Here is a 24195-nt window from a genome sequence, read left to right on the forward strand (position 1 = left end):
TTGTTATCGCTGGTGGGCGGTGAGGGACTCGAACCCCCGACCCTCTCCGTGTAAAGGAGGCGCTCTACCAACTGAGCTAACCGCCCGCGCCGCTCGGTGCGGCACTCACGATTCGCTAACCTTCCGCTTCTCTGCACGCAAGGCCCGACTGCGGCATCCGTTAAGGGGCTGCCATCGGTGCGCGCGGGGGACGTAGCACACGGCTCGCCCGGCAGGTGTGCTGACAGGCTGTAAGGCAAACGAGAGGCCCCGGAGCGGAAGCTCCGGGGCCGCGTCATCCTGCGAAGGTCAATGGGCGACGAAGGTCGCGCCGTCCTCGTCCACACGAGCGGGCTTGACCGGGGGAAGCGGCTCCTCCCACTCGATCGGCTCGGGCTGGCGCACGAGGGCGTGGATTAGAACCTGCTCCATCCGCGAGACGGGGATGATTTCCATCCCGTTCTTCACGCTGTCGGACACCTCGGCAATGTCCTTGGCGTTCTCTTCCGGAATCAGCACGGTCTTGATGCCGCCGCGCAACGCGGCAAGCAGTTTCTCCTTCAGCCCGCCGATCGGCAGGACACGCCCCCGAAGCGTGACTTCGCCGGTCATGGCGATGTCGCGGCGGACGGGGATGCCGGTCAGCGTCGAGACGATGGCGGTGGCCATCGCAATGCCGGCGGACGGCCCGTCCTTCGGGGTCGCACCCTCGGGCACGTGGACATGGATGTCCCGACGCTCGAACAGCGGCGGCTCCAGGCCGAAATCGACTGCCCGCGAGCGAACGTAGGATGCGGCCGCCGAGATCGACTCCTTCATCACGTCCTTGAGGTTGCCGGTGACCGTCATCTTGCCCTTGCCCGGCATCATGACGCCCTCAATTGTGAGCAGCTCACCGCCAACCTCGGTCCAGGCCAAGCCCGTCACCACGCCGACCTGATCGTCGGCATCGATCTCGCCGTAACGGAATTTCGGCGGCCCGAGGAAGACCTGCAGCCGGTCGACGTCGACCAAGACGCTCTTCACCTTGGTGATGAGAATCTCCTTGACCGCCTTGCGGATCAGGTTCGACAGCTCGCGCTCGAGGTTGCGCACGCCCGCCTCCCGCGTGTAGCGGCGGACCAGCATCAGCAGCGACTCGTCGTCGATCGCCCATTCCTTCTTGTCGAGACCGTGCTTCTTCAGCGCGTTCGGGATCAGGTGCTTGCGCGCGATCTCGACTTTCTCCTCCTCGGTGTAGCCGGCGATGCGGATCACCTCCATGCGGTCCATCAGCGGGCCGGGGATGTTGAGGGTGTTGGCGGTCGTCACGAACATCACGTTCGACAGGTCGTAATCGACTTCCAGGTAGTGATCGTTGAACGTGCTGTTCTGCTCCGGGTCCAGGACCTCCAGCAGCGCCGCAGACGGATCACCGCGAAAATCCATGCCCATCTTGTCGATCTCGTCGAGCAGGATGAGGGGGTTCGAGGTCTTGGCCTTGCGCATCGACTGGACGATCTTGCCGGGCATCGAGCCGATGTAGGTCCGGCGGTGACCGCGGATCTCGGCTTCGTCGCGCACGCCGCCGAGCGACATCCGCACGAACTCGCGCCCCGTCGCCCTGGCGATTGACTTGCCGAGCGAGGTCTTGCCGACGCCGGGGGGACCGACGAGGCAGAGGATCGGGCCGGTGAGCTTGTTCGCCCGCTGCTGAACGGCGAGGTACTCGACGATCCGCTCCTTGACCTTGTCGAGGCCGAAATGGTCGTCGTCGAGCATGGTCTGGGCGCCGAGCAGATCCTTCTTGATCTTCGAGCGCTTGTTCCACGGGATGCCGAGCATCCAGTCGAGGTAGTTGCGCACCACCGTGGCCTCGGCCGACATCGGCGACATCTGGCGGAGCTTCTTCAGTTCGGCCGATGCCTTCTCACGGGCCTCCTTGGTGAACTTGGTCTTCTCAATCTTGTCCTCGAGCTCGGCCAGCTCGTCGCGGCCGTCCTCGTCGCCGAGCTCCTTCTGGATCGCCTTCATCTGCTCGTTGAGGTAGTATTCGCGCTGGGTCTTCTCCATCTGCCGCTTGACGCGGGTTCGGATACGCTTCTCCACCTGCAGCACGGAGATCTCGCTCTCCATCAGCGACAACACGCGCTCCAAGCGCGCGGCGACCGTCGGCGTTTCCAGGATCGCCTGCTTGTCGGCGATCTTGACGAGCAGGTGCGAGCCGATGGTGTCGGCGAGCTTCGAGGGCTCCTCGATCTGCGTGACGGCGGAGACGACCTCGGGTGAAATCTTCTTGTTGAGCTTGACGTAATTCTCAAACTCCGAGAGCACCGAGCGCGCGAGCGCCTCGGCCTCGACCTTGTCGCCGAGCTCGTCGACCAGCGCCTCAGCCTCGGCCTCGTAATACTCGTCCGAGCGGGTGAAACCCGTGATCTTGGCGCGGCCGCCGCCCTCGACCAGCACCTTCACGGTGCCGTCGGGCAGCTTCAGGAGTTGGAGCACGGAGGCCAGCGTGCCGATCGTGTAGATCGCGTCGGTGGCCGGGTCGTCGTCGCCGGCGTTGATCTGGGTGGCAAGCAGGATGTGGCGGTCGGTCTTGACCGCCTCCTCCAACGCGCGAATCGACTTTTCGCGACCCACGAACAAGGGCACGATCATGTGCGGGAAGACGACGATGTCTCGCAACGGCAGGACGGCGTAGGCGCCCGTCGAGCCCGGGACGACCGGCTGGCGTGATTTCGATTGGGTCATGATGACTTCCTCATGAGGGACGCCGGGCGGTCGCTCCTCGGGAACGGAGCAAGCTTCCTGCCAGGGGCCGGCCGGGCCGCGAGGTTCGGAACAAGGTCTTATCGGGACTTTGCGGCTGGTGGCGCGGCACCGCCCCTCGAAGGGAGGCAGCGGCCACTGCGCTGATCCTCAGTTGGTTTTCGCAGACACCGGTTTCAAGATGCCGGCAGAGCGACGCGAACGGCGGACCGATCTGAAATCGACCCGCGTCGTCAGTCGTTTACGCAACAAGGGTCACGCGCTGACGCTGGCGGGTGCGTCCTTGTTGCGGTCGCCATGGATGAAGAGCGGGCGCGACTTGCCCTCGACCACCTCGGGGCCGATCACGACCTGCTCCACCGAGTCGAGACCCGGCAGGTCGTACATCGTGTCGAGGAGGATCGTCTCCAGGATGGAGCGCAGGCCGCGCGCGCCGGTCTTGCGCTCGATCGCCTTGCGGGCGACCAGCGAGAGGGCGTCGTCCTGGAACGTCAGGTCGACGTTCTCCATCTCGAACAGGCGCTGGTACTGCTTCACCAGGGCGTTCTTGGGCTCCTGCAGGATGCGCTTCAACGCAACCTCGTCGAGATCCTCCAACGTCGCCAGGACCGGCAAACGGCCGACGAATTCGGGGATCAGGCCGAACTTGAGCAGATCCTCCGGCTCGACGGAGCGGAATACCTCGCCCGTGCGGCGGTCGTCGGGGGCCTGCACGGTTGCGCCGAAGCCGATCGAGGTGCCTTTGCCGCGGGCCGAGATGATCCGCTCCAGCCCGGCGAAGGCGCCGCCGCAGATGAACAGGATGTTGGTGGTGTCGACCTGCAGGAACTCCTGCTGCGGGTGCTTGCGCCCACCCTGCGGCGGCACGCTCGCCACCGTGCCCTCCATGATCTTGAGGAGGGCCTGCTGCACGCCCTCGCCCGATACGTCGCGGGTGATCGAGGGATTGTCGGATTTGCGCGAGATCTTGTCGATCTCATCGATGTAGACGATGCCGCGCTGCGCCCGCTCGACGTTGTAGTCGGAGGCCTGGAGGAGCTTGAGGATGATGTTCTCGACGTCCTCACCGACGTAGCCGGCTTCCGTCAGCGTGGTGGCATCCGCCATGGTGAACGGCACGTCGAGGATGCGGGCGAGCGTCTGCGCGAGCAGCGTCTTGCCGGAACCCGTCGGCCCGATCAGCATGATGTTGGACTTGGCGAGTTCGACGTCGTTGTGCTTCGTCGCGTGCGCCAATCGCTTGTAGTGGTTGTGCACGGCGACTGAGAGGACCTTCTTGGCGAAGTCCTGGCCGATGACGTAGTCGTCGAGAACCCGCCGGATCTCCTTCGGGGTGGGTACGCCGTCGCGCGACTTCACCAGCGAGGACTTCGACTCCTCCCGGATGATGTCCATGCACAGCTCGACGCACTCGTCGCAGATGAACACCGTCGGGCCCGCGATCAGCTTGCGGACCTCGTGCTGGCTCTTGCCGCAAAACGAGCAGTACAGCGTGCTCTTCGAGTCGTTGCCGCCAGTCTTGCTCATATCGGTCTCCGATTCGTGCGTACGCTGCCAGCCCGGGACGCACGCGCATCGTTCACAGGTAAGGGAATCCGCTTAAAGAAAAAGTCGCCTGCGCGCCTATGACGGTGTGGGTCCTGAGATTCCGATGCAAACACGCTGCCGCGGCGGGATCAAGGCCGGTATCGCCATACCCGCCCCGCGACGGATCCGTCGCGGGGCGCGCCCGGCCCTCAGGCGGCGGCCGGCTCCGGCCGCTTCTGGATGACCTCATCGATGAGGCCGAACTCCTTGGCCGCGTCCGCAGTCATGAAGTTGTCGCGTTCCAGCGCCGTGACGATGGTGTCGTAGTCGCGGCCGGTGTGCTTCACGTAGATCTCGTTGAGGCGCTTCTTCAGGGCCTCGATCTCGCGGGCGTGGATCAGGATGTCGGTGGCCTGGCCCTGGAAGCCGCCGGACGGCTGGTGGACCATGATCCGGGCGTTGGGGAGCGCGAAGCGGTGCCCCGGCTCGCCGGCAGTGAGCAGCAACGAGCCCATCGAGGCGGCCTGCCCGACGCAGAGTGTCGTCACCGGGCAGCGGATGAACTGCATGGTGTCGTAGATCGAGAGCCCCGAGGTCACCACGCCGCCGGGCGAGTTGATGTAGAACGAGATCTCCTTCTTCGGGTTCTCGGCCTCGAGAAACAGGAGCTGGGCGACGATCAGCGACGCCCCGTAATCCTCGACCGGTCCGGTTAGAAAGATGATCCGCTCGCGCAGCAGCCGCGAGTAGATGTCGAACGCGCGCTCGCCGCGGCTCGACTGCTCGACCACCATGGGGACGAGCGCGTTGTTGTAGACGTCGATCGGATCTCTCATCATGGCCTTAAGGACTCCCAGGGGCTTGGCCCGCGAATCACGCGGGGACCGGGCATGTCAGCGAACGACGGCGATCCTTAACGCCGCCTAACCATTTGCCCGCGGCCTGGATCAGGCGCCGGGCTCAGTCGGCCTTCTCGACCGATGTGTCCTCGGTCTTCTCCCCGGCACCGTCGGCCTCCGACTCCTCGTCGGCGAAGAGCGCCTCCTTCGAGACGGGCTCCTCGACGAGTTTGACCTGCGCGAGGACGTGGTCGACGACCTTCTCCTCGAACAGCGGCGCGCGAAGCTCGGCGAGCGCCTGGGCATTCTTCCGGTAGAAGTCCCAGACCTGCTGCTCCTGGCCCGGGAACTGCCTGACCCGGGCGATGAGGGCTTGGTTCACCTCCTCGTCGGAAACCTTGATATCGGCGCTCTCGCCGACCTGCGCAAGCACCAAGCCGAGCCGCACGCGGCGCTCGGCGATCTTGCGGTAGTCGGCGGTCGCCTTCTCCTCCGTGGTGCCCTCGTCGGCGAAGGTCTTCCCGCGGGTCTTGAGATCCTGCTCGACCTGCGCCCAGACGCTGGCGAACTCCTGCGCCACGAGGGAGGGCGGCAGGTCGAAGGCGTAGCGGCCGTCGAGCGCGTCGAGGAGCTCCTTCTTGAGCTTGCGGCGGGAAGCCGCCTCGTAGTCGGTCCCGATCGCCTTCGACACGGCCTCCTTGAGCTTGTCGAGGGAGTCCATCCCCATGCCTTTGGCGAAGTCGTCGTCGATCTTCGCCTCGCCCGGCGCCTGGATCTTCGTGACGGTGACGTCGAACTCGGCGGCCTTGCCGGCGAGCGCCTCGGCGCCGTAGGCCTCCGGGAAGCTCGCCTTGACGAGGCGCTCCTCGCCGACCTTGGCGCCGACGAGCTGCTCCTCGAAGCCGGGGATGAACGAGCCGGAGCCGAGTTCCAGGTCGATGCCCTCGCCCTTGCCGCCCTCGAATTCGGTGCCGTCGATGCGGCCGGTGAAGTCGATGGTGACGCGGTCGCCGGTCTCGGCCGCCGCGCCTGCCTCGCGCTCGGTGAACGGGCGGCTCTGGCCGGCCATGCGCGTGAGCGCCTCATCGACCTCCGCGTCGGAGGGCGTCGCCACGAGCTTCGTCAGACTGACATCGGAGAGATCGGCGAGCTCGAAGCTCGGCAGAACCTCCAGCGCCACCTTGAACGAGAGGTCGGCCCTGGCCTCGAGCGCCTTCTCGACCGCCGACTGGTCGGAGGGAAACTCGATCCGCGGCTCCAGGGCGAGCTTGAGCCCGTTGTCGGCCACGATCTTCTGGTTGGCCTCGTTGACGGCATTCTGCACCACCTCGGCCATCACCGAGCGGCCATAGACCTTGCGCAGGTGGGCCACCGGCACCTTGCCGGGGCGGAAGCCCTTGAGCTGCACCTTGTCCTTCATGCCGGAGAGTTCGGTGGTCAGGCGATCCTCGAGCTCGCTCGCGGCCAGCGACACCTGAAACGTGCGCTTCAGTCCCTCGGAGTGTGTCTCGGTCACCTGCATTGTCGTCGCTCTCAAAGGTCCGGGTGATCATCGGCAAAACCGCGCAGACCCGCAGGGCCTGCCGGATTCGCAAGGTGTGTACGAGGGAGACTACGGGCCACGCGCGGGGCAACGCGTCCGCCGGGCGGCGGAACGCCGGCCGCGTCCTCCCGGGGATCAGCCAATCCGTTCCCGACGGCGGACCTGGTGCGGGCGGAGGGGCTCGAACCCCCACGTCTTGCGACACGGGAACCTAAATCCCGCGCGTCTACCAGTTCCGCCACGCCCGCGAGCGCCGATGCCCGGCGCGTGTCCGGCCGCCGGAGGGCGGGTCTATAGCATGCGGGGTACGGGCCGCAGCAAAAAACTTGCGGGGGCTTCGCGGTGGCGCGGGGCGGAGGCTGCCGCTACAAGCGGCGTCCCGCGCGCACTGAGCGTCCATGGCTTCACGAGGTCCCATGCCGCCAGCCCGATCTGCGCCGCCTGCCGAACTCCGAGACGGTGCCTCGCGTCGGGCGCTCGTCGGAGGCGTGGCCCTGCTGCTGCTGCCGCGGGCGGGATGGGCGCAGGTCCAAGCGGACAAGACACCGGCTCCGGCCGCGCCGTTGCCGGAGCCGCGCACCCTTGCAGCCGCCGCGGGGCGATCGCGGCTCAAGCCGGAGCCTGCGGCCGAGACGTCGGTCTGGTCGTTTCACGGTACGATCGACGGCAAGGTCGATGATGTGTCGGCGCCGCCGGTGCTGCGGGTGAAGCTCGGCGAGGCGGTGCGCGTCCGGGTCGCGAACAGGACGGACAAACCGCTGTCGCTGCACTGGCACGGGGTGCGCAACCGCAACGGCATGGACGGCGTCGGCGGGATGACGCAGGCGCCGATCGCGCCCGGCACCGACTTCACCTACGACTTCACGCCGCCCGATGCCGGCACGTTCCTGGTCCGGCCCCTGGTGATCGGCGGGTCGAGCGAGCCGTCCGGCCGGGGCTTGGCCGGCTTCCTCGTGGTCGAGGAGAAAGCGCCCCCCGCGGTCGATGCCGATGTCACCGTGCTGATGCAAGACTGGCGGCTCCAGGACGACGGGGCGCTCCTGCCCTTCGGCCAGACGACGTTCGCGGCGAGCAACGGCCGGCTCGGCAACCTCGTGACGGTCAACGGCCGGCCCGCGCCCGCGACCTTCGAGGCACGCCCCGGCAGCCGCATCCGGGTGCGGCTCGGCAATGCCTGCAACGCGCGGGCGACCCGGATTCGGTTCGACGGGCTGAAGGTCTACGTCGCCGCCGTCGACGGCCAGCCGACCGACACCTTCGAACCCCTGCGCGCGACGCTGCCCTTCCCGCCCGGCACCCGCTACGACCTGCTGATCGACCTGCCGGCGGAGGCCGAGGCTCGGGGGACGATCACGGCGCTGGTCGGCCAGGGACTGACGCTCGCCTCCGTCGCGACCAAGGGTGCGCCGCGGACCGAGAAGCGGCCGCCGATCGGGCCGATCGGCGACAACCCGTTGCTGCCGCGGGAGGTCAAGCTCCAGAACGCGATGCGCCGCGACGTGGTCATCACCGGCGGCGCCCGCGTGCAGAAGGACAAGCCGGAGGCCGAGCCCACCTATTCCGGCGACGCCGCCCGGATCTGGTCGGTAAACGGCACCAGCGCGACCGCCGGGCTCGCGCCGATCTTCTCGGTCAAGCGCGGGCAGGTGGTGGTGCTGGCGCTGCGCAACGAGACCGCCTTCCCGCAGGCGCTCCACCTTCACGGCCACGTCTTCCGCCTGCTGCATCCCCTCGACGACGGTTGGGAGCCCTACTGGCTCGACACCTTCCAGTTGCTCGAAAGCCGCACCGCCCGCATCGCCTTCCAGGCCGACAATCCCGGCCGCTGGCTGATCAGCGCGACCGTGCTGGAGCGGTTCGACACGGGGCTGTGGACCTGCTTCGACGTCACCTGAGCGCGCCGAGGAGACCTGTCAGCACCGGCGGCATCAGCTCCGGGATGTCCTCGGCGATGAGGCCCGGTCCGTGGCGCAGGCCGGCGTCGCCGTGCAGCCACACGCCGGCCGCGGCCGCCTCGAACGGCGCCATGCCCTGCGCCAGCAGGCCGGCGATCAGGCCGGTCAGCACGTCGCCGGAGCCGGCGGTGCCGAGCCACGGCGCGGCGTGGTCGTTGATCGCGGCGCGGCCGTCGGGAGCGGTGATTACCGTGTCGGCGCCCTTCATCACCACGACGGCTCCGCTGAGTGCCGAGGCGCGGCGCGCCTGCTCGATCTTGCCCACGTCCGCGACCGCATCGGTGCCCTCGAACAGCTTCGCGAACTCGCCCGCGTGCGGCGTCAGCACCGCACCGGCCCCGCCGTCGGCGACGTGGGAGGCCAGCAGCCGCGCCTGCCCCCTGAAGCTCGTCAGCGCGTCGGCGTCGAGGACGAGGCCGCGGCCGGCCGCGGCCGCCACCGCGACGAGGTCGCGGGTCGCCTCCCCGACGCCGAGGCCGGGGCCGGCGAGCACCGCGTTGATGCGCGCGTCGGTCAGCAGATCGTCGAGGTCGTCTGCGCCGTCGCAAGGGCGCAGCATGATCGCGGTGAGGTGAGCGGCGTTCTCCGGCAGGGCCCGCTCGGGCGAGGCGACCGTCACGAGACCGGCCCCAACCCGGAGCGCACCCCGCGCAGCGAGCCGCGCAGCGCCGGTGCGCGTCACCGGCCCCGACAGGACCAGCGCGTGGCCGCGGGTGTACTTGTGGCTCGCATCGCTGAGCCGCGGGAAGGCCGCGCCCCACAGGTCCGGCCCGTTGCGGAACAGGGGCGGGAGGCAGGCGGACAACCCGGCCTGGAGCGCCGCCGCGCCGGTGCCGATGTCGGCGATGTGCAGGTGCCCGCAGGCCGCGCGGCCCGGCTGGAGCAGGTGGCCGGGTTTTAGTGCGACGAAGGTGACGGTCTCGGTCGCCCGCACCGCGCCGCCGCGCGGCGACCCGGTGTTGCCGTCGATCCCGCTCGGCACGTCGACCGCGAGCACCGGCCGGCCTGCGGCGTTGATCCGCTCGACGAGGGTTCGCGCCGCGCCCGCGAGGTCGCGGGAGAGGCCGGCGCCGAACAGGGCGTCGATCACGAGATCGCAGCCGGACGGATCGGCTGCGGCGGCCTCGGCGACTGGGCCGGTCCACGCGGCCGCAGCAAGAGCGGCATCGCCGGCGAGCGTGGCGCGTTCCCCGAGCAGCGCGAGATCGACCGCGTAGCCGGCGTCCTGCAGGAGGCGCGCCGCGACGAACCCGTCGCCGCCGTTGTTGCCGGGGCCGCACAGGACCAGCACCCGACCGGCCGGCGGCAGGTGCGCGCGGGCGCGCGCGGCGACGGCCGCGCCGGCCGCGCGCATCAGGACCATGCCCGGGACGCCGCCGGCGATCGCGGCGGCATCGACCCGCGCCATCGCCTCAACCGTGAGCAGTCGCGGACATGCCATGGCGGTCATCCGACGTGGTACGCGGGCGCTGCCCGCAGGTCGCTCACCCGTTGCCTAAATCATCGGCTTCGAGGACTATGATGCCGCAACGATTTGCGTAGGCTGCGAATGGATTAGGCAGTTTCGACGGCCTTGACGGGAATACGGCGTGGCGGACGGTCCAGTGGGATGGTAGAAATTGCGGATCGCACAACGCAGGTCGGGCCCGTTCGGCATGAAGAAGATCGAGGCGATCATCAAGCCCTTCAAGCTCGACGAGGTGAAGGAAGCCCTCCAGGAGGTCGGCCTTCAGGGCATCACCGTGATCGAGGCCAAGGGTTTCGGTCGCCAGAAGGGCCACACCGAACTCTACCGCGGCGCGGAGTACGTGGTCGACTTCCTGCCCAAGGTGAAGCTCGAGATCGTGCTGTCCGACGCGCTGGTCGAGGGCGCCGTCGAGGCGATCCGCAAATCGGCCCAGACCGGCCGCATCGGCGACGGCAAGATCTTCGTGTCCACCATCGAGGAGGCGATCCGGATTCGCACCGGCGAGACGGGGCCGGACGCGATCTGAACCGGGTTCCTTCGTGATGGACCGGATCGTCCGGGCTCGACCCGGCGCACCGACGATCGACGGGCCCGCATGAACGCGCTGACGCCTCACCTGCGCAGCGTCGTCGAGGAGATCGCCTACGAGATGCGGCTGCGGACCGACCGCGGCGCGGTGGCGGGCTACATCCCCGAGCTGGCCCGGGTCGATCCGCAGGCCTTCGGCCTCGTCGTCATCGGCGCCGACGGCACCGTCGCGGCGGGCGGCGACAGCGAGACCCCGTTCTCGATCCAGAGCATCTCCAAGGTCTTCACCCTGACGCTCGCCCTCGGCATGGTCGGGGACCGCCTGTGGCGGCGGGTGGGGCGCGAGCCCTCCGGCAGCCCGTTCAACTCCATCGTCCAGCTCGAGCGCGAGCAGGGCGTGCCGCGCAATCCCTTCATCAATGCCGGCGCCATCGCGGTCACCGACGTGATCCTGTCGAGTCGCCAGCCGCGCGAGGCGCTCGGCGAAATCCTGCGGTTCCTGCAGGCGCTAGCCGGCGACCCCACGATCGCCATCGACGAGGCGGTGGCGGCCTCCGAGAAGCGCACGGGCTTCCGCAACGTCGCGCTCGCCAACTACATGAAGTCGTTCGGCGTGATCGAGAACCCCGTCGACTTCACCCTCGGCGTCTACTTCCACCACTGTGCGATCAGCATGTCGTGCCGGCAGTTGGCGATGGCCGGGCGGTTCCTCGCCCATTCCGGCCGCAACCCCGCGACAGGCCTGTCGGTCATCCCCCCTGAGCGCGCGCGTCGGATCAACGCGGTGATGCTGACCTGCGGCCACTACGACGGCTCGGGCGAGTTCGCCTACCGGGTGGGCCTGCCCGGCAAGAGCGGCGTCGGCGGCGGCATCCTGGCGATCGCGCCGGGACGTGCCTCGATCGCGGCGTGGGCGCCGGGGCTGGACGCGGCGGGCAACTCCCATCTCGGACGGATCGCGCTGGAGCAACTGACCAAGCGCATGGGCTGGTCGATCTTCGGGGGGTGAGGCGCAGGCCCCCTGCCCTCTGGCCTATCCTCCTCACAAGTCGCGGTGGAGCGGCCACCGCGCGCTTCTTCCCTCCCCCCTCTGCGGGAGAGGGTGGCCCTCGCGTGAGCGAGGGTCGGGAGAGGGGAGCGCCGTATCCGGAAAGGGCGCTCCCCTCTCCCGACCCGCTTCGCGGGCCACCCTCCCCCGCAACGGGGGAGGGAAGGCCGGGGCGAAATTCGCTTGAAACATGAAACAAAGACGGCGCGACCCCGAAGGTCCGCACCGCCTCAAATCTTCCAAACCGCGAAATTCGGATCAGGTCGTCGGGACCGAGGCGATGGTCTTCAGGATCTGCGAGGCGATCTGGTAGGGGTCCCCCTGGCTGTTGGGGCGGCGATCCTCGAGGTAGCCCTTGTAGTCGTTGTTGACGAAGCTGTGCGGCACGCGGATCGAGGCGCCGCGGTCGGCCACGCCGTAGCTGAACTGGTTGATCGCCGCGGTCTCGTGCTTGCCGGTGAGCCGCATATGGTTGTCCGGGCCGTAGACCGCGATGTGATCCTCAAGGTTGTCCTTGAAGGCGGCCATCAGCTTCTCGAAGTAATCCTTGCCGCCGGTCTCGCGGAGGTAGGTGGTCGAGAAGTTGGCGTGCATGCCGGAGCCGTTCCAGTCCGTGTCGCCGAGCGGCTTGCAGTGGTACTCGACGTCGATCTCGTACTTCTCGCACAGACGCTGCAGCAGGTAGCGGGCGACCCACATCTCGTCGGCGGCCTTCTTGGAGCCCTTGCCGAAGATCTGGAACTCCCACTGGCCCTTGGCCACCTCGGCGTTGATGCCCTCGTGGTTGATCCCGGCGTCCAGGCACAGGTCGAGGTGCTCCTCGACGATCTGGCGCGCGATCGGGCCGACGTTGGCGTAGCCGACGCCGGTGTAGTACGGCCCCTGCGGCGCCGGGTATCCGCTCTCGGGGAAGCCGAGAGGGCGGCCGTTCTTGTAGAAGAAGTACTCCTGCTCGAAGCCGAACCATGCCCCGGAATCGTCGAGGATGGTGGCGCGCTTGTTCGAGGCGTGCGGGGTCTTGCCGTCCGGCATCATCACTTCGCACATCACCAGCACGCCGTTCTTGCGGGTGCTGTCGGGGAAGTGGCGGACCGGCTTCAGCATGCAGTCCGAGCTGCCGCCCTCCGCCTGCTTGGTCGAGCTGCCGTCGAAGCCCCAGAGCGGAAGCTGCTCCAGGGTCGGGAAGCCGTCGAACTCCTTGATCTGCGTCTTGCCGCGAAGGTTCGGGACCGGCGTGTACCCGTCGAGCCACAGATACTCGAGCTTATATTTCGTCATTCCGAGTCTCTCGTGCGTGAACGATGCGAAGTCCGAGAAGACGCGCGCGCTTCGTGGCCTTCGGCGACCGGGGCTTGGCGTGCAGAAAATGTGCCAGCGAAAGCCCCGCAGGGCGCGATCCCCGGCGGCTCCGAGCGGCGCGCGATCAAGCCTCCGTGAAGGCTTCACGAGAGCGGATTGGGGCTGGGGGCGGCCGGTGGCCCGTCTTCCGACGGCTTTTCCGGGCGTCGCGTGCTGGCAACGCGAACGGGCGAGCGGTATCAGGTGCCGCCCCGGGCACGGGGCCGCCCACCCGTGGGGCGGCCGCACACGATTCCACGACCGCAAGCATCACCGGCCCGTCGCACGTTTCCGCGGCGGGTCCGCCGCCGAGGGACCGGTCACGGGCGACCGACGCCCGAGGGCCTCGATCCGCCGCAACGAGAAGGCACAGCATGAAGACCGCAACGGACGTCCTGAAGGAGATCCGGGACAACGACGTCAAGTACGTGGATCTCCGGTTCACGGACCCGCGCGGAAAGTGGCAGCACGTCACCTTCGACGTGAGCCTCGTCGACGACGAGATGTTCTCGGATGGGACGATGTTCGACGGCTCGTCGATCGCCGGCTGGAAGGCGATCAACGAATCCGACATGCTGCTGATGCCCGACCCGGCGACCGCGACCATGGACCCGTTCTTCTCGGCCGCGACCATGGCGATCGTCTGCGACGTGTTCGAGCCGTCGACCGGCCAGTCCTACGCCCGCGATCCGCGCGGCACGGCCAAGCGCGCCGAGGCGTTCCTGACATCCTCCGGCATCGGCGACACGATCTACGTCGGCCCCGAGGCCGAGTTCTTCGTGTTCGACGATGTGAAGTTCGGCACCGACCCCTACCACACCGGCTTCCAGCTCGATTCGACCGAACTGCCGGCCAACGGCTTCACCGATTACGAGGGCGGCAACCTCGGCCACCGCGTCCAGACCAAGGGCGGCTACTTCCCGGTGCCGCCGCAGGATTCGGCCCAGGACATGCGCGGCGAGATGCTGGCCGCGATGCAGGGCATGGGCGTCAAGGTCGAGAAGCACCACCACGAGGTGGCCTCGGCCCAGCACGAGCTCGGCATGAAGTTCGACACGCTGTCGCTGATGGCCGACCAGATGCAGATCTACAAGTACTGCATCCACAACGTGGCGCAGAGCTTCGGCAAGACCGCGACCTTCATGCCCAAGCCCGTCTACGGCGACAACGGCTCCGGCATGCACGTCCACCAGTCGATCTGGAAGGGCGGCAAGCCGCTGTTTGCCGGCGATCTCTACGCGGGCCTGTCGCAGGAATGCCTGTGGTACATCGGCGGGATCATCCGCCACGCCAAGGCGCTCAACGCCTTCACCAATCCGTCGACCAACTCCTACAAGCGCCTCGTGCCCGGCTACGAGGCCCCTGTGCTGCTCGCCTACTCGGCGCGCAACCGCTCGGCCTCCTGCCGCATCCCGTGGACGAAGAGCCCGAAGGCCAAGCGCGTCGAGGTCCGCTTCCCCGACCCGATGGCCAACCCCTACCTCGCCTTCTCGGCGCTGCTGATGGCGGGCCTCGACGGCATCCTGAACCGGATCGATCCGGGCGCGGCCATGGACAAGGACCTCTACGACCTGCCCCCGCGGGAATTGAAGAAGATCCCCACCGTCTGCGGCAGCTTGCGCGAGGCGCTCCAAAACCTCGACCGCGACCGCGCCTTCCTCAAGGCCGGGGACGTCTTCACCGACGACCAGATCGACGCGTTCATCGCGCTGAAGATGGAGGAGGTGATGCGCTACGAGATGACCCCCCACCCGGTCGAGTTCGCGATGTACTACTCGCTTTAACGTCCGTGGGGTGGGGCGATGCGCCCTGCCGCACGGCGTGACACGCAGGATGGTCACGCGCCGGAGCCTCCCGGAGGCTCCGGCGCTCGCGTTTGGGCGACGGGGCCATCGACCAGGACGCGTCATCCGTGTCCGACACGGCGTCCCCACGTCCCACGACGGGACCGTTCAGGTCCGCCCGCTCGACCCGAAGCCCCCGCCCCCGCGGGCCGAGCCGAAGCCGGCACTGCCGGCGTCCAGGAGGGCGAGGCGCGGCCGCGCCACCCGCGAGAACACCAGTTGCGCGATGCGCTCGCCCGGCGCGATGCGGATGGGTACGCCCGCCGGGTTGCGGTTCCAGGCCGAGATCATCAGCGGTCCCTCGTAATCGGCATCGATCACGCCGGTGCCGTTGCCGAGGACCAAGCCCTCGCGGTGGCCGAGGCCGGAGCGCGGGAGGACGAGGCCGCACCAATCCGCGTCGCGGATCAGCACCGAAACCCCCGCCGGGATGAGCGCGGGCGGCGCCTGCGGGGCGAGGTCGAGGGGCGCGTCGAGGCAGGCGTGCAGGTCGAGGCCCGCGGCGAGTGCCGACCCCCAGCGCGGAAACCCCCATCCCGGCAGGCGCGGGTCGAGGAGGCGGATGCCGACCTCGGACAGCGTCGCGCTCATGGGCAGGGCGCGGCGGAATCTGCCGAAGCCGGGACGCCGCAACGCGGACGGAGATCGGTCATGGCGGCGCTCTCGCTGCGAGCCGACGTGGTGCGTCGGGTCGGACGCGGATACCGTCCCGGTGCGGGCGAGACAAGGAGGCGGCATGGCGCGGTGGATCGCGGGACTGGACGGCTGCCGCGGGGCGTGGGCCGGGGTGCTGCTCGACCTCGACGACCCGGAGCGCCACCGCTCCGCCCTCTTCGCCCGCGTCGCGGACTGCCTCGATGCGCCCGAGGCGCCGGTCTCCGTCGGGATCGACGTGCCGATCGGCCTGCCGGACCGGGTGAGCGGCGGCGGCCGGACCGCCGACCGGGCCGCCCGCGCCTATCTCGGCAGCCATGGCCGGGCGAGCGTGTTCCCGGTGCCGCCGCGGGCGGCGATCTACGCCGAGGACTACGCGGCGGCCAAGGCGCTGTCGCGGGCGGGTAGCGCGCCGCCCTTCGCTCCGTCGATCCAATGCTTCAACATCTTCCCCTACATCCGCGACGCGGACCGGCTGCTGCGGGAGCGGCCGGACCTGCTGACCCGCCTGCACGAGGTCCATCCGGAGATCGCGTTCCGCCGGCTCAACGGCGGCCGACCGCTCGCGGCGGGCAAGAAGGGGCCGCAGCGGCAGGCCGGCCTCGCCGAGCGCCGGGCGCTGCTGACCGCCGCCGGCCTGCCGACGGCCCTCGTCGCGTCCGCGGGACCGCGCGGCGTCGGGGCCGACGACCACCTCGACGCCATCGCCGGCCTCGTCGTCGCCCGCGACCATCTCCTCGGCACCGCGACGCCGCTGCCCGATCCGCCGGAGCAGGACGCGCACGGGCTGCCGGTCGTGATCTGGATGCCGGCGGCGCCCGCGTGAGCGCACCGGAGAATCCTGCTATCGAGGCGCCATGACAGAGCCCGCGCCCGAGATCGCCGTCCGCCACGTCGCCCGGGCGCTCGTCTTCGATCCGGCCGACCGCCTGCTGCTGATCGAGTACGAGTCGGTCCACGCGACCGGGCCGGACGGCGCGCCGAAACGCTTCTGGTTCATGCCCGGCGGCGGCCTGGAACCGGGCGAGAGCCACGTCGAGGCCTGCCGCCGCGAGTTGTCGGAGGAGATCGGCGTCGCCGATTGCGCGATCGGTCCTCAGGTCGCCGCCTGCGACGGGCCGTTCCGCCTGTTCCGGCAGGCGCGCGACGCCCGCGAACGCTACTTCCTCGTCCGCCTGCCGGACGATCGGATCGATACCGGCCGGCTCGCCGAGACCGAGGACAACCCGCTCCACGGCACGCGCTGGTGGCCGCTCGCCGAACTCGCGGCAAGCGACGCGCACGTCGAGCCGGCCGGGCTCGCGGCGCTGGCGCAGCGCATCGTGGCGGGCGACCTGCCGACCGATCCGATCGCGCTGCACTGGCAAGATCCATGAGGCCTGGAACGATGCGTGCTTGCGGACGACGAAGCGACGCTTGGCCCGTCCGATGAAAATCCTGGAGCCATGAAGGAGCCCGCATGTTTCCGGATGCCTTGACCGAGGGCTACCGCGCCTTCCTGTCGGATCGCTTCCCGAGCGAGCGGCAGCGCTACGCCCAGCTCGCGAAGACCCAGGAGCCGGACACGCTGGTCATCGGCTGCTGCGACAGCCGGGTCGCGCCGGAGGCGATCTTCGATGTCGGCCCGGGCGAATTGTTCGTGGTCCGCAACGTCGCCAACATCGTGCCGGTCTACGAGACCGGCGGCGACTATCACGGCACCTCGGCGGCGATCGAGTTCGCCGTGCTGTCGCTCGAAGTGAAGCACATCGTCGTGCTGGGCCACGCCGGCTGCGGCGGCATCAAGGCCTACGCCAACAAGGCGAAGGCGCTCTCGCCCGGCAACTTCATCGGCAAGTGGGTCTCGCTGGTAGCCCCTGCGGAAGCGAAGGCCGGAGACTCCACGGCCGAAGATTACCTGACCCGCCTGGAACACGCGATGGTGAGCCAGAGCATGGAGAACCTGGCGACCTTCCCCTTCATCCGCGAGCGCGTCGAGGCCGGCACGCTGCAGATCCACGGGGCGCATTTCGGCGTCGCGACCGGCGCATTGCTGGTCCGCGACCCGACGACCGGGGATTTCGCGCCGATCGTCGACCGGGCCGGCCAGCCCTTGCGGCCTTCGGCCCTGATCGGCTGCGCTTGAACGGAAGGGCGATGCGCCGGAGCGCACCGCCCTTCGATGGTCGCACCGCCGGGCCCTGCGGCCCGGCGATCCGCTCCGGATCACATCGCGTCGGCGCCCGGGAGGCACTGCCCCACTCCGTCATGCGGCTGGAACACCGGCAGGGCCTGCTGCGCGTCGCAGCGCCGGGTTCGGGCCGGACGCGGCGTAGTCCTGCGTCATGGCGATGATCGCCTGGTGCGACCGCATCACGACAAGCTCGAAGAGGCCTGGATGAGCATCGCAGGCAAGGTCGTCGCGATCACGGGAGCGAGCGGTGGCATCGGACGGGCAGCGGCACGCTTGTTGGCAGCCCGAGGGGCCGCCGTGGTTCTGGGTGCGCGCCGCGAGGAGAGGCTCGCCGCGGTTGCGGAAGAAATCACCGCAGCGGGAGGGCGAGCCGCGCACGTGGTAACCGACGTGACCCGGCGCCATGACCTTCAGGCGCTCGTCGGGCTCGCATGCGACCGCTTCGTGCGGCTCGACGTGCTGGTCAACAATGCGGGCATCGGACCGATCTCGCGCTTCGACGCGCTCAGGGTGGACGATTGGGACGCGATGATCGACGTCAACTCAAGGGTGTGCTCTACGGCATCGCCGCGGCGCTGCCGGTGTTCGGACGCCAGGGCGCGGGTCACCTCATCAACGTCGTGTCGACGGCCGGGCTGAAGATCCTGCCGACGATGGGGTCTACGCGGGCACCAAGGACGCCGTGCGGACCGTCACGGAGGCGTTGCGGCAGGAGGCCGGCCCGCATCTCCGGGTGACCGAGGTGTCGCCCGGCTTCGTCGCGACCGACTTCGTGGAATCGATGACCGACCCGGTGGTCAAGGCGGCGATCAAGCCGCGCGGCAACGGTACGGCGATCCCGCCCGACGCGATCGCGCGCGGCATCCTGTTCGCGATCGAGCAGCCGGACGAGGTGGATGTCGGCAGCATCGTGATCCGGCCGACGGCCCAAGACTGAGCGCAAGGGCGCGTCGGCCCGCGGCGGTGAAACGATGTCTGCTCATCGGTGAACCGGCCCCACGCCGGGTGGGCAGCCGAGCTTTCGCTTCCCGACCGTAGCTCTAGGTCATTGTTTTATCGCGCTCTCTTTCGCCGAACCGGCGGCCACTTCGGCGGAGAGCGCTCCAATGCGCGCCTCGGCAGCCCCGTGGCATTCGCTCAGAACCGGAAGGCGATGACGGCGGCAAGTGCGCTGGTGACGGCATCGTTGCGGCCGAGCTTGATCCGTGACCCCGGACCGACCATGCGTGGGCCCGCTCCTCCGAGACCCATCGCGTGCCGCACGCCCGCCAGATCCCGAACATCCAGATCCTGCGCGCGGCAGCCGCACTGCTCGTGGCGATGCACCATGCCCAGTTCGAGGCCGCCGCCCTGGCGCTGCGCACCGGACAAGCCTTCGCGCCCAGCAGCCTCCTGCCGTGGGCGGCGGGCGTCGACGTGTTCTTCGTGGTCTCGGGCTTCATCATCGTGCACGCCGCCGGGGCGCTGACCGCCGCGCCGGGCGGGCGATCCCGCTTCCTGGTCCACCGGGCGGCGCGGGTGGTGCCGCTCTACTGGCTCGTCACCGCCCTCTACCTCGCAGTCGCGCTGACCGCGCCCGCGTCCGTCAACGGCACCGGCGTGGGCCTCGATCCGAGATACGTGGCCGCCTCGTTCCTGTTCTGGCCGGCCGCGCGGCCGGACGGGGCGGTGCTGCCGCTCTACGGCCTCGGCTGGACGCTCAACTGCGAGATGGCCTTCTACCTGCTGTTCGCGATCGGCCTCGGCCGGGGCCGGCAGGCCGCCGTCGCCTGGATTTCAGGCTGCCTGTCCGCGCTGGTGCTGGCGGGGGCGTGGTTCGCGCCCTCCGCCCCGGCCCTGGCCTTCTGGTCGAACCCGGTGATGCTGGAATTCGGCCTCGGCGCCCTGATCGCGCTGGCGCGCGGCGCGGATGTTCGGCTCTCACGGCCGGCGCGAACCGCGCTCGCGCTGGGAGCGCTCGCGCTCCTTGCCCGCGCCGGGCGCGCCGACGCCTTTCCCGAGGGCTTCCTGCGGCCGCTCGCCCTCGGCGTCCCGGCCGCCCTCCTCGTCGGGGCGGCCGCCCTCGGTGCGACGGCGACCGACGGGGAGCCGGGACGCCGAACTTCCCCGATCATGAGCGCGTTCGCCGCGATCGGCGACGCCTCCTACGCGCTCTACCTCGTGCATCCCTTCGTGCTGCGCGGGCTGAACGCGGCCCTGGCGCGGCTCGGGCTCGCCATCGCCCCCTGGACCGCCATCGCGCTGATGCTGGGCCTCAGCATCGTGGCCGCGCTGCTGGTCTTCCGCCTCGTCGAGCGGCCGATGACGCGCCTGATCCGCGCGCGTCTCGATGCGCGGGCCGGCCTGCGCGAAAACCGTGTGTGCGCCGCGCTCCCCCGAGTTTCCCCCCGCCGCGATCCGCATTAGCCTCGCGGTCGGGCGTGGGAACGAGGACGCGGCGATGAAGACCCTGCTGGTTCCGATCGCGCAGCACGACGCGCTGTCCTCCGTGCTGGAGACGACGCGCCTCCTGGCCCAGCGATTCGGCAGCCTGATCGAGGGCGTGTCCCTGCGCCCGGCGCTCGCCGAGTACGTGCCCGTCGACATGGTGGGCGGCATGACGTGGCTGCGCGACGAGGAGGCGGACCGGGCCGAGGCCGAGGCGGCGGGGGAACGCTTCGTCGCGTTTATGGACCGGGCCGGCATCCCGCGCCACGCCCGGGACGGCCTCTGCATCCCGGAGAACGTCGCGGGCGCCGGCCCGCGCTACCGCTGGCGGCAGGACGTGCCCGCGGGCGACGCCTTCCTTGGCCAGTACGCCCGCCTGTTCTCCGCGACCGTGGTCGCGCGCCCGGGCACGGCCGACGGCGCGCCGCGCATGAGCACGCTGGAGACCGCCCTGTTCGAGGGCGGGCGGCCGATCCTGGTGGCGCCCCCCACCCCGCCGACGCGGTTCGGCGAGGCGGTGCTGATCGCCTGGAACGGCTCCACCGAGACGGCCCGCGCCGTGGCCTTCGCGATGCCGCTCCTGCGAGCGGCGGCCCGGGTCCGCGTGGTCAGCGTCGAGGGCGGCACGGTGCCGGGGCCGAGCGCCGAGGACCTCGCCCGCTCGCTGGCCTGCGAGGGCGTCGCCGCCGACCACAGGGCGCTGCCGGCCGGGCGCCGCACGCCGGGCGAGACCTTCCTCAGCGAAGCGCGGGACTTCGCCAGCGACCTCCTGATCAAGGGCGCCTACACCCAGAGCCGCCTGCGCCAGATGATCTTCGGCGGCCCGACGAGCCACCTCCTGGCGCAGGCCGACCTGCCGATGCTGATGGCGCACTGAGCCGACCGGGCGCCGGCGCTACGCCCGCGCCCGCGACGCCTGGGCGCGGGCGTAGCGCGGCGGCGGCCTCCCGCGCTACATCGCCCGCCATGACGGACTTCACCCTCGATCCGCGGCTCGCCGCCGACACCGTGCCGATCGGCGACCTCAGCCTGTGCTCGGTGCTGCTGATGGACGATGCCCGCTTTCCCTGGTTCGTCCTCGTGCCGCGACGCAGCGGTTTGAGCGAACTCACCGACCTGTCCAGCGAGGATGCGACCGCGCTGTGGCAGGAAATCCATCTCGCGGTCGGCGTGATGCAGGGGCTGGCCAAGCCCGACAAGGTCAACGTGGCGGCGCTGGGCAACGTCGTGGCGCAGATGCACGTCCACGTCGTCGGTCGCTTCCTGTCCGATCCGGCGTGGCCCCAGCCGGTCTGGGGGTTCGAGCGGCCGATGCCCTACCCGCAGCACGCCCGCGCGCAACTCGCCGAGCGGGCCGGCACCCTGTTCGCGGCGGCCTGAGGCGACGATGACGGACCCGCTCGCCGCCCTCGGTTTCGCGCAGAGCCGCCTCCTGCGCCACTCCTCGGAGCAGCCGGACACGGCCGTTCCGCCGCACGACGCCCCCGGCACCCGGCTCGTCCTGATGGCGGGCGACGCGATCGTGCTGCGCGGCTCCTCCGCGCTCTTGACCGTTGCGGACGGGGCGCGGGCGGAGGATCGCCGCATGGAGGAGCGGATCTTCCTGGGGCACGTGGACGGCGGTCCGGTCTTCGCCGCCGCCGCCGCGCCGGAGGCGGCGGACGCCTACGCCGCCGACGCCTTCCGGACGCTGGACCTGCGCACCATCGCCACCGAGGGCGCGGTCGCGGCCGAGGAGCTCGGGGTGCTGGCGACCGCCAAGTCGATGCTCGGCTGGCACGCCCGCAACCGCTTCTGCGCCAATTGCGGCACGCCGACGCTGTTCCGCGCCGGCGGGTTTCGCCGGGAATGCCCGGCTTGCGCGGCGCATCACTTCCCGCGGACCGACCCCGTTGTGATCATGCTGATCCGCCGCGGCGACCGCTGCCTGCTGGGGCGGGGCCCGCACTTCAAGGCGGGGATGTACTCGTGCCTCGCCGGCTTCCTGGAGCCCGGCGAGACCATCGAGGCCGCCGTCGCCCGCGAGGCCTTCGAGGAGACGCGGGTGCGCGTCCGGTCCGTCACCTATCACGCCTCGCAGCCCTGGCCGTTCCCCGCCTCGCTGATGATCGGCTGCACGGCAGACGCCCTCGACGAGGCCATCGTCACCGATCCGGCGGAACTCGAGGACGCGCGGTGGTTCGACCGCGCGGCCGTGCAGGCGATGCTGGAGCGGCGCCACCCGGAAAACCTCGCAGCGCCGCCGCCGATGGCGATCGCGCACGTGCTGATGCGCGCCTTCGTCGAGGGCCGGGCCTGAGCGTCAGATCTCGATCGGCGGGCGGCCCATGCCCGCCGGGTCCAGCGCGACGCTCTTGATCACCGCGTAGACCGGGCGGCCGACGGCAAGCCCGAGATCGCGGGCCGAGGCTCCCGTGAGGCGCGCGGCCAGCACCGCGCCGTTGCAGTTGATCTCCACCATCACTGCCGTGCCGACCGGGATCAGGTCCGCGATCCGGCCGGCGAGCACGTTGCGGGCGCTGAGGCCCACCGGCACCTCGGTCGCCACCAGCACGTCGCGGGCCGGCACCCGCACCCGCACCGGGCTGCCCTCGGCCCGCGCGAGCCCGGGGACGACGAGGTGGCCGGCGGGACCTTCGAGGCGGGTCAGGCCGGCATCCCGATCGTGGCCGGCGACGACCATCTCCAGGAGCGCACCGGCCTCCGCCTCGTGGACCGGCACGAGGTCGGCCCGGCGCAGGATCGCCTCCGCCGGGCCGGCCGCCGCGACGCGGCCGGCGTCCAGGACCACGATGGTGTTGGCGAGCCGCGCCACCTCGGCGACCGCATGGCTGACGTAGACGATGGGGATGCCGGCAGCATCGCGCAGGCGCTCGATGTGGGGCAGGATCTCGGCCTTGCGCGCCTCGTCGAGCGCGGCCAGCGGCTCGTCCATCAGCAGGAGGCGGGGCTTGGCGAGCAGCGCCCGGCCGATCGCCACGCGCTGGCGTTCGCCGCCGGAGAGCCCGGCGGGCTGCCGGTCGAGGAGGTGGCCGATGCCGAGCATCTCGACGACGCCGGCCTGCTCACCGGCCTCCGCGCGCAGGCCGGAGAAGAAGCGGCCGTACCCGAGGTTGCGGCGCACGCTCAGGTGCGGGAACAGGCGGGCGTCCTGGAACACCAGTCCGATCCGGCGCCGATGCACCGGCAGCCTGATCCGCCGCTCGGTGTCGAGCAGGGTCTGCCCGCTCACGGTGATGCGGCCGCGATCGGGCTGCGCGAGGCCGGCGATCAGGTCGATCAGCGTGGTCTTGCCCGAGCCCGAGCGCCCGAACAGGGCGGTGAGCCCGGCGCCCGCCGTGAACGCGGCGGCCAGCGCGAAGCTGCCGCGCCGGAGCGTCACGTCGACCTCGACCGTCATCGTACCGGGCTCATCCGGCATCCCGCGGCGTTGTGGCTCGAACCCGTCGCGAAGGCCCGAGCATGATCACCGTCCACCACCTGGAGAACAGCCGCTCGCAGCGCGTGCTCTGGCTGCTGGAGGAACTCGGGCTCGACTACGCGGTCGAGCGCTACGCGCGCGATCCCAAGACCTTGCTCGCGCCGCCGGAGCTTCGGGCGGTCCACCCGCTGGGCAAGTCCCCGGTGATCACCGACGGCGACGTGGTGGTCGCGGAATCCGGCGCCATCGTCGAATACCTCACCGATCGCTGCGGCGGCGCGCTCGTGCCGGCGCCCAGCACCCCGGAGCATCGGCGCTACACCTACTGGCTGCACTATGCAGAGGGCTCGGCGATGCCGCCGCTGCTGCTGAAGCTGGTCTTTTCGCGGTTGGCTCCTGGCAGCCCGGTGCTGTTGCGCCCCATGGTCAAGGCGATCGCGGGCGGCGTCACGCAAAAATTCGTCGATCCGCAACTGCGCCGCCACGCCGCCTACTGGGAGGACGAGCTCGCCGCGCGGCCGTGGTTCTGCGGCGACAGCTTCTGCGCGGCCGACATCCAGATGAGCTTCCCCCTCGAAGCCTTCGCCGCGCGCGGGACCGGCGCGGGGCCGCGGATCACCGATTGGCTCGCCCGCATCCACGCCCGGCCGGCCTACGCGCGGGCGCTGGAGCGCGGCGGACCCTACGCCTACGCGTGACC

At 70.1% G+C, this 24195-nt stretch carries 20 protein-coding genes, 2 tRNA genes and 1 pseudogene; 13 read left to right on the top strand and 10 right to left on the bottom strand.

Annotation, left to right across the window (positions count from 1 at the left end; all coding sequences use genetic code 11):
- Positions 1 to 10: 10 nt before the first annotated feature.
- From ACFE8Y_RS07765 to ACFE8Y_RS07790, 6 genes are all read right to left on the bottom strand, one after another.
- A tRNA-Val gene (locus ACFE8Y_RS07765) sits at positions 11 to 86 on the bottom strand.
- A gap of 202 nt (positions 87 to 288) precedes the next feature.
- Complete coding sequence (lon, locus tag ACFE8Y_RS07770; RefSeq protein WP_375463821.1) at positions 289 to 2712, bottom strand: endopeptidase La; 2424 nt, start codon at positions 2710 to 2712, stop codon at positions 289 to 291.
- Between the two features lie 273 nt (positions 2713 to 2985).
- On the bottom strand, positions 2986 to 4257 hold the full coding sequence (gene clpX, locus ACFE8Y_RS07775; RefSeq protein ID WP_375463822.1) for an ATP-dependent Clp protease ATP-binding subunit ClpX: 1272 nt from the start codon (positions 4255 to 4257) through the stop codon (positions 2986 to 2988).
- A 209-nt stretch (positions 4258 to 4466) separates the two neighbouring features.
- A complete protein-coding gene (locus ACFE8Y_RS07780; RefSeq protein ID WP_375463860.1) occupies positions 4467 to 5093 on the bottom strand; it encodes an ATP-dependent Clp protease proteolytic subunit in 627 nt (208 codons plus the stop codon).
- Positions 5094 to 5217: 124 nt separating this feature from the next.
- Positions 5218 to 6618: a trigger factor gene (gene tig / locus ACFE8Y_RS07785; protein WP_375463823.1), complete on the bottom strand. Its 1401-nt coding sequence runs from the start codon at positions 6616 to 6618 to the stop codon at positions 5218 to 5220.
- Between the two features lie 184 nt (positions 6619 to 6802).
- Positions 6803 to 6887, bottom strand: a tRNA-Leu gene (locus ACFE8Y_RS07790).
- 168 nt (positions 6888 to 7055) lie between these two features.
- On the opposite strand from ACFE8Y_RS07790, the gene ACFE8Y_RS07795 reads away from it, so the two are divergent.
- Complete coding sequence (locus tag ACFE8Y_RS07795) at positions 7056 to 8534, top strand: multicopper oxidase family protein (RefSeq protein WP_375463824.1); 1479 nt, start codon at positions 7056 to 7058, stop codon at positions 8532 to 8534.
- Here ACFE8Y_RS07795 and ACFE8Y_RS07800 read toward each other — a convergent pair.
- A complete protein-coding gene (locus ACFE8Y_RS07800) occupies positions 8527 to 10035 on the bottom strand; it encodes an NAD(P)H-hydrate dehydratase (protein WP_375463825.1) in 1509 nt (502 codons plus the stop codon). The genes ACFE8Y_RS07795 and ACFE8Y_RS07800 overlap by 8 nt on opposite strands.
- Before the next feature lie 214 nt (positions 10036 to 10249).
- Between ACFE8Y_RS07800 and ACFE8Y_RS07805 the strand changes: the two genes are divergently transcribed.
- Together ACFE8Y_RS07805 and ACFE8Y_RS07810 are read left to right on the top strand one after the other, a co-directional pair.
- Positions 10250 to 10588, top strand: a complete 339-nt coding sequence (locus ACFE8Y_RS07805) for a P-II family nitrogen regulator (RefSeq protein ID WP_147727910.1) — start codon at positions 10250 to 10252, stop codon at positions 10586 to 10588.
- A 69-nt stretch (positions 10589 to 10657) separates the two neighbouring features.
- A complete protein-coding gene (locus ACFE8Y_RS07810; RefSeq protein ID WP_375463826.1) occupies positions 10658 to 11599 on the top strand; it encodes a glutaminase in 942 nt (313 codons plus the stop codon).
- Between the two features lie 297 nt (positions 11600 to 11896).
- Here the strand turns inward: ACFE8Y_RS07810 and ACFE8Y_RS07815 are convergent, their stop codons facing one another.
- Entirely contained in the window at positions 11897 to 12916 is a 1020-nt protein-coding gene (locus ACFE8Y_RS07815; protein ID WP_375463827.1) for a glutamine synthetase beta-grasp domain-containing protein, read from the bottom strand.
- A gap of 434 nt (positions 12917 to 13350) precedes the next feature.
- Between ACFE8Y_RS07815 and glnA the strand changes: the two genes are divergently transcribed.
- On the top strand, positions 13351 to 14760 hold the full coding sequence (gene glnA / locus ACFE8Y_RS07820; RefSeq protein ID WP_375463828.1) for a type I glutamate--ammonia ligase: 1410 nt from the start codon (positions 13351 to 13353) through the stop codon (positions 14758 to 14760).
- A gap of 168 nt (positions 14761 to 14928) precedes the next feature.
- Here the strand turns inward: glnA and dut are convergent, their stop codons facing one another.
- Positions 14929 to 15411, bottom strand: a complete 483-nt coding sequence (gene dut / locus ACFE8Y_RS07825; protein WP_375463829.1) for a dUTP diphosphatase — start codon at positions 15409 to 15411, stop codon at positions 14929 to 14931.
- Positions 15412 to 15556: 145 nt separating this feature from the next.
- Between dut and ACFE8Y_RS07830 the strand changes: the two genes are divergently transcribed.
- The 8 genes and pseudogenes from ACFE8Y_RS07830 (at position 15557) to nudC (ending at position 22373) form a co-directional block, all read left to right on the top strand.
- Entirely contained in the window at positions 15557 to 16300 is a 744-nt protein-coding gene (locus tag ACFE8Y_RS07830) for a DUF429 domain-containing protein (RefSeq protein ID WP_375463830.1), read from the top strand.
- Positions 16301 to 16331: 31 nt separating this feature from the next.
- Complete coding sequence (locus tag ACFE8Y_RS07835) at positions 16332 to 16850, top strand: NUDIX hydrolase (protein WP_375463831.1); 519 nt, start codon at positions 16332 to 16334, stop codon at positions 16848 to 16850.
- An 83-nt stretch (positions 16851 to 16933) separates the two neighbouring features.
- Complete coding sequence (locus ACFE8Y_RS07840) at positions 16934 to 17599, top strand: carbonic anhydrase (RefSeq protein WP_375463832.1); 666 nt, start codon at positions 16934 to 16936, stop codon at positions 17597 to 17599.
- A 252-nt stretch (positions 17600 to 17851) separates the two neighbouring features.
- Positions 17852 to 18584 (top strand): annotated as a pseudogene (locus tag ACFE8Y_RS07845) (SDR family oxidoreductase).
- Between the two features lie 317 nt (positions 18585 to 18901).
- Complete coding sequence (locus tag ACFE8Y_RS07850) at positions 18902 to 20053, top strand: acyltransferase family protein (RefSeq protein ID WP_375463833.1); 1152 nt, start codon at positions 18902 to 18904, stop codon at positions 20051 to 20053.
- Positions 20054 to 20087: 34 nt separating this feature from the next.
- Positions 20088 to 20951: a universal stress protein gene (locus tag ACFE8Y_RS07855; RefSeq protein WP_375463834.1), complete on the top strand. Its 864-nt coding sequence runs from the start codon at positions 20088 to 20090 to the stop codon at positions 20949 to 20951.
- A gap of 89 nt (positions 20952 to 21040) precedes the next feature.
- Positions 21041 to 21454, top strand: a complete 414-nt coding sequence (locus ACFE8Y_RS07860; protein WP_375463835.1) for an HIT domain-containing protein — start codon at positions 21041 to 21043, stop codon at positions 21452 to 21454.
- Between the two features lie 7 nt (positions 21455 to 21461).
- Positions 21462 to 22373 carry an NAD(+) diphosphatase gene (gene nudC / locus ACFE8Y_RS07865; protein WP_375463836.1) on the top strand — a complete coding sequence of 304 codons (912 nt, stop codon included), beginning with the start codon at positions 21462 to 21464 and terminating at the stop codon, positions 22371 to 22373.
- Positions 22374 to 22376: 3 nt separating this feature from the next.
- Here the strand turns inward: nudC and modC are convergent, their stop codons facing one another.
- On the bottom strand, positions 22377 to 23474 hold the full coding sequence (gene modC / locus ACFE8Y_RS07870; protein WP_375463837.1) for a molybdenum ABC transporter ATP-binding protein: 1098 nt from the start codon (positions 23472 to 23474) through the stop codon (positions 22377 to 22379).
- Positions 23475 to 23536: 62 nt separating this feature from the next.
- On the opposite strand from modC, the gene ACFE8Y_RS07875 reads away from it, so the two are divergent.
- On the top strand, positions 23537 to 24193 hold the full coding sequence (locus ACFE8Y_RS07875) for a glutathione S-transferase (RefSeq protein WP_375463838.1): 657 nt from the start codon (positions 23537 to 23539) through the stop codon (positions 24191 to 24193).
- Positions 24194 to 24195: the final 2 nt, after the last annotated feature.

Source organism: uncultured Methylobacterium sp. (genome assembly GCF_964242245.1).
Classification (GTDB): Bacteria; Pseudomonadota; Alphaproteobacteria; order Rhizobiales; family Beijerinckiaceae; genus Methylobacterium.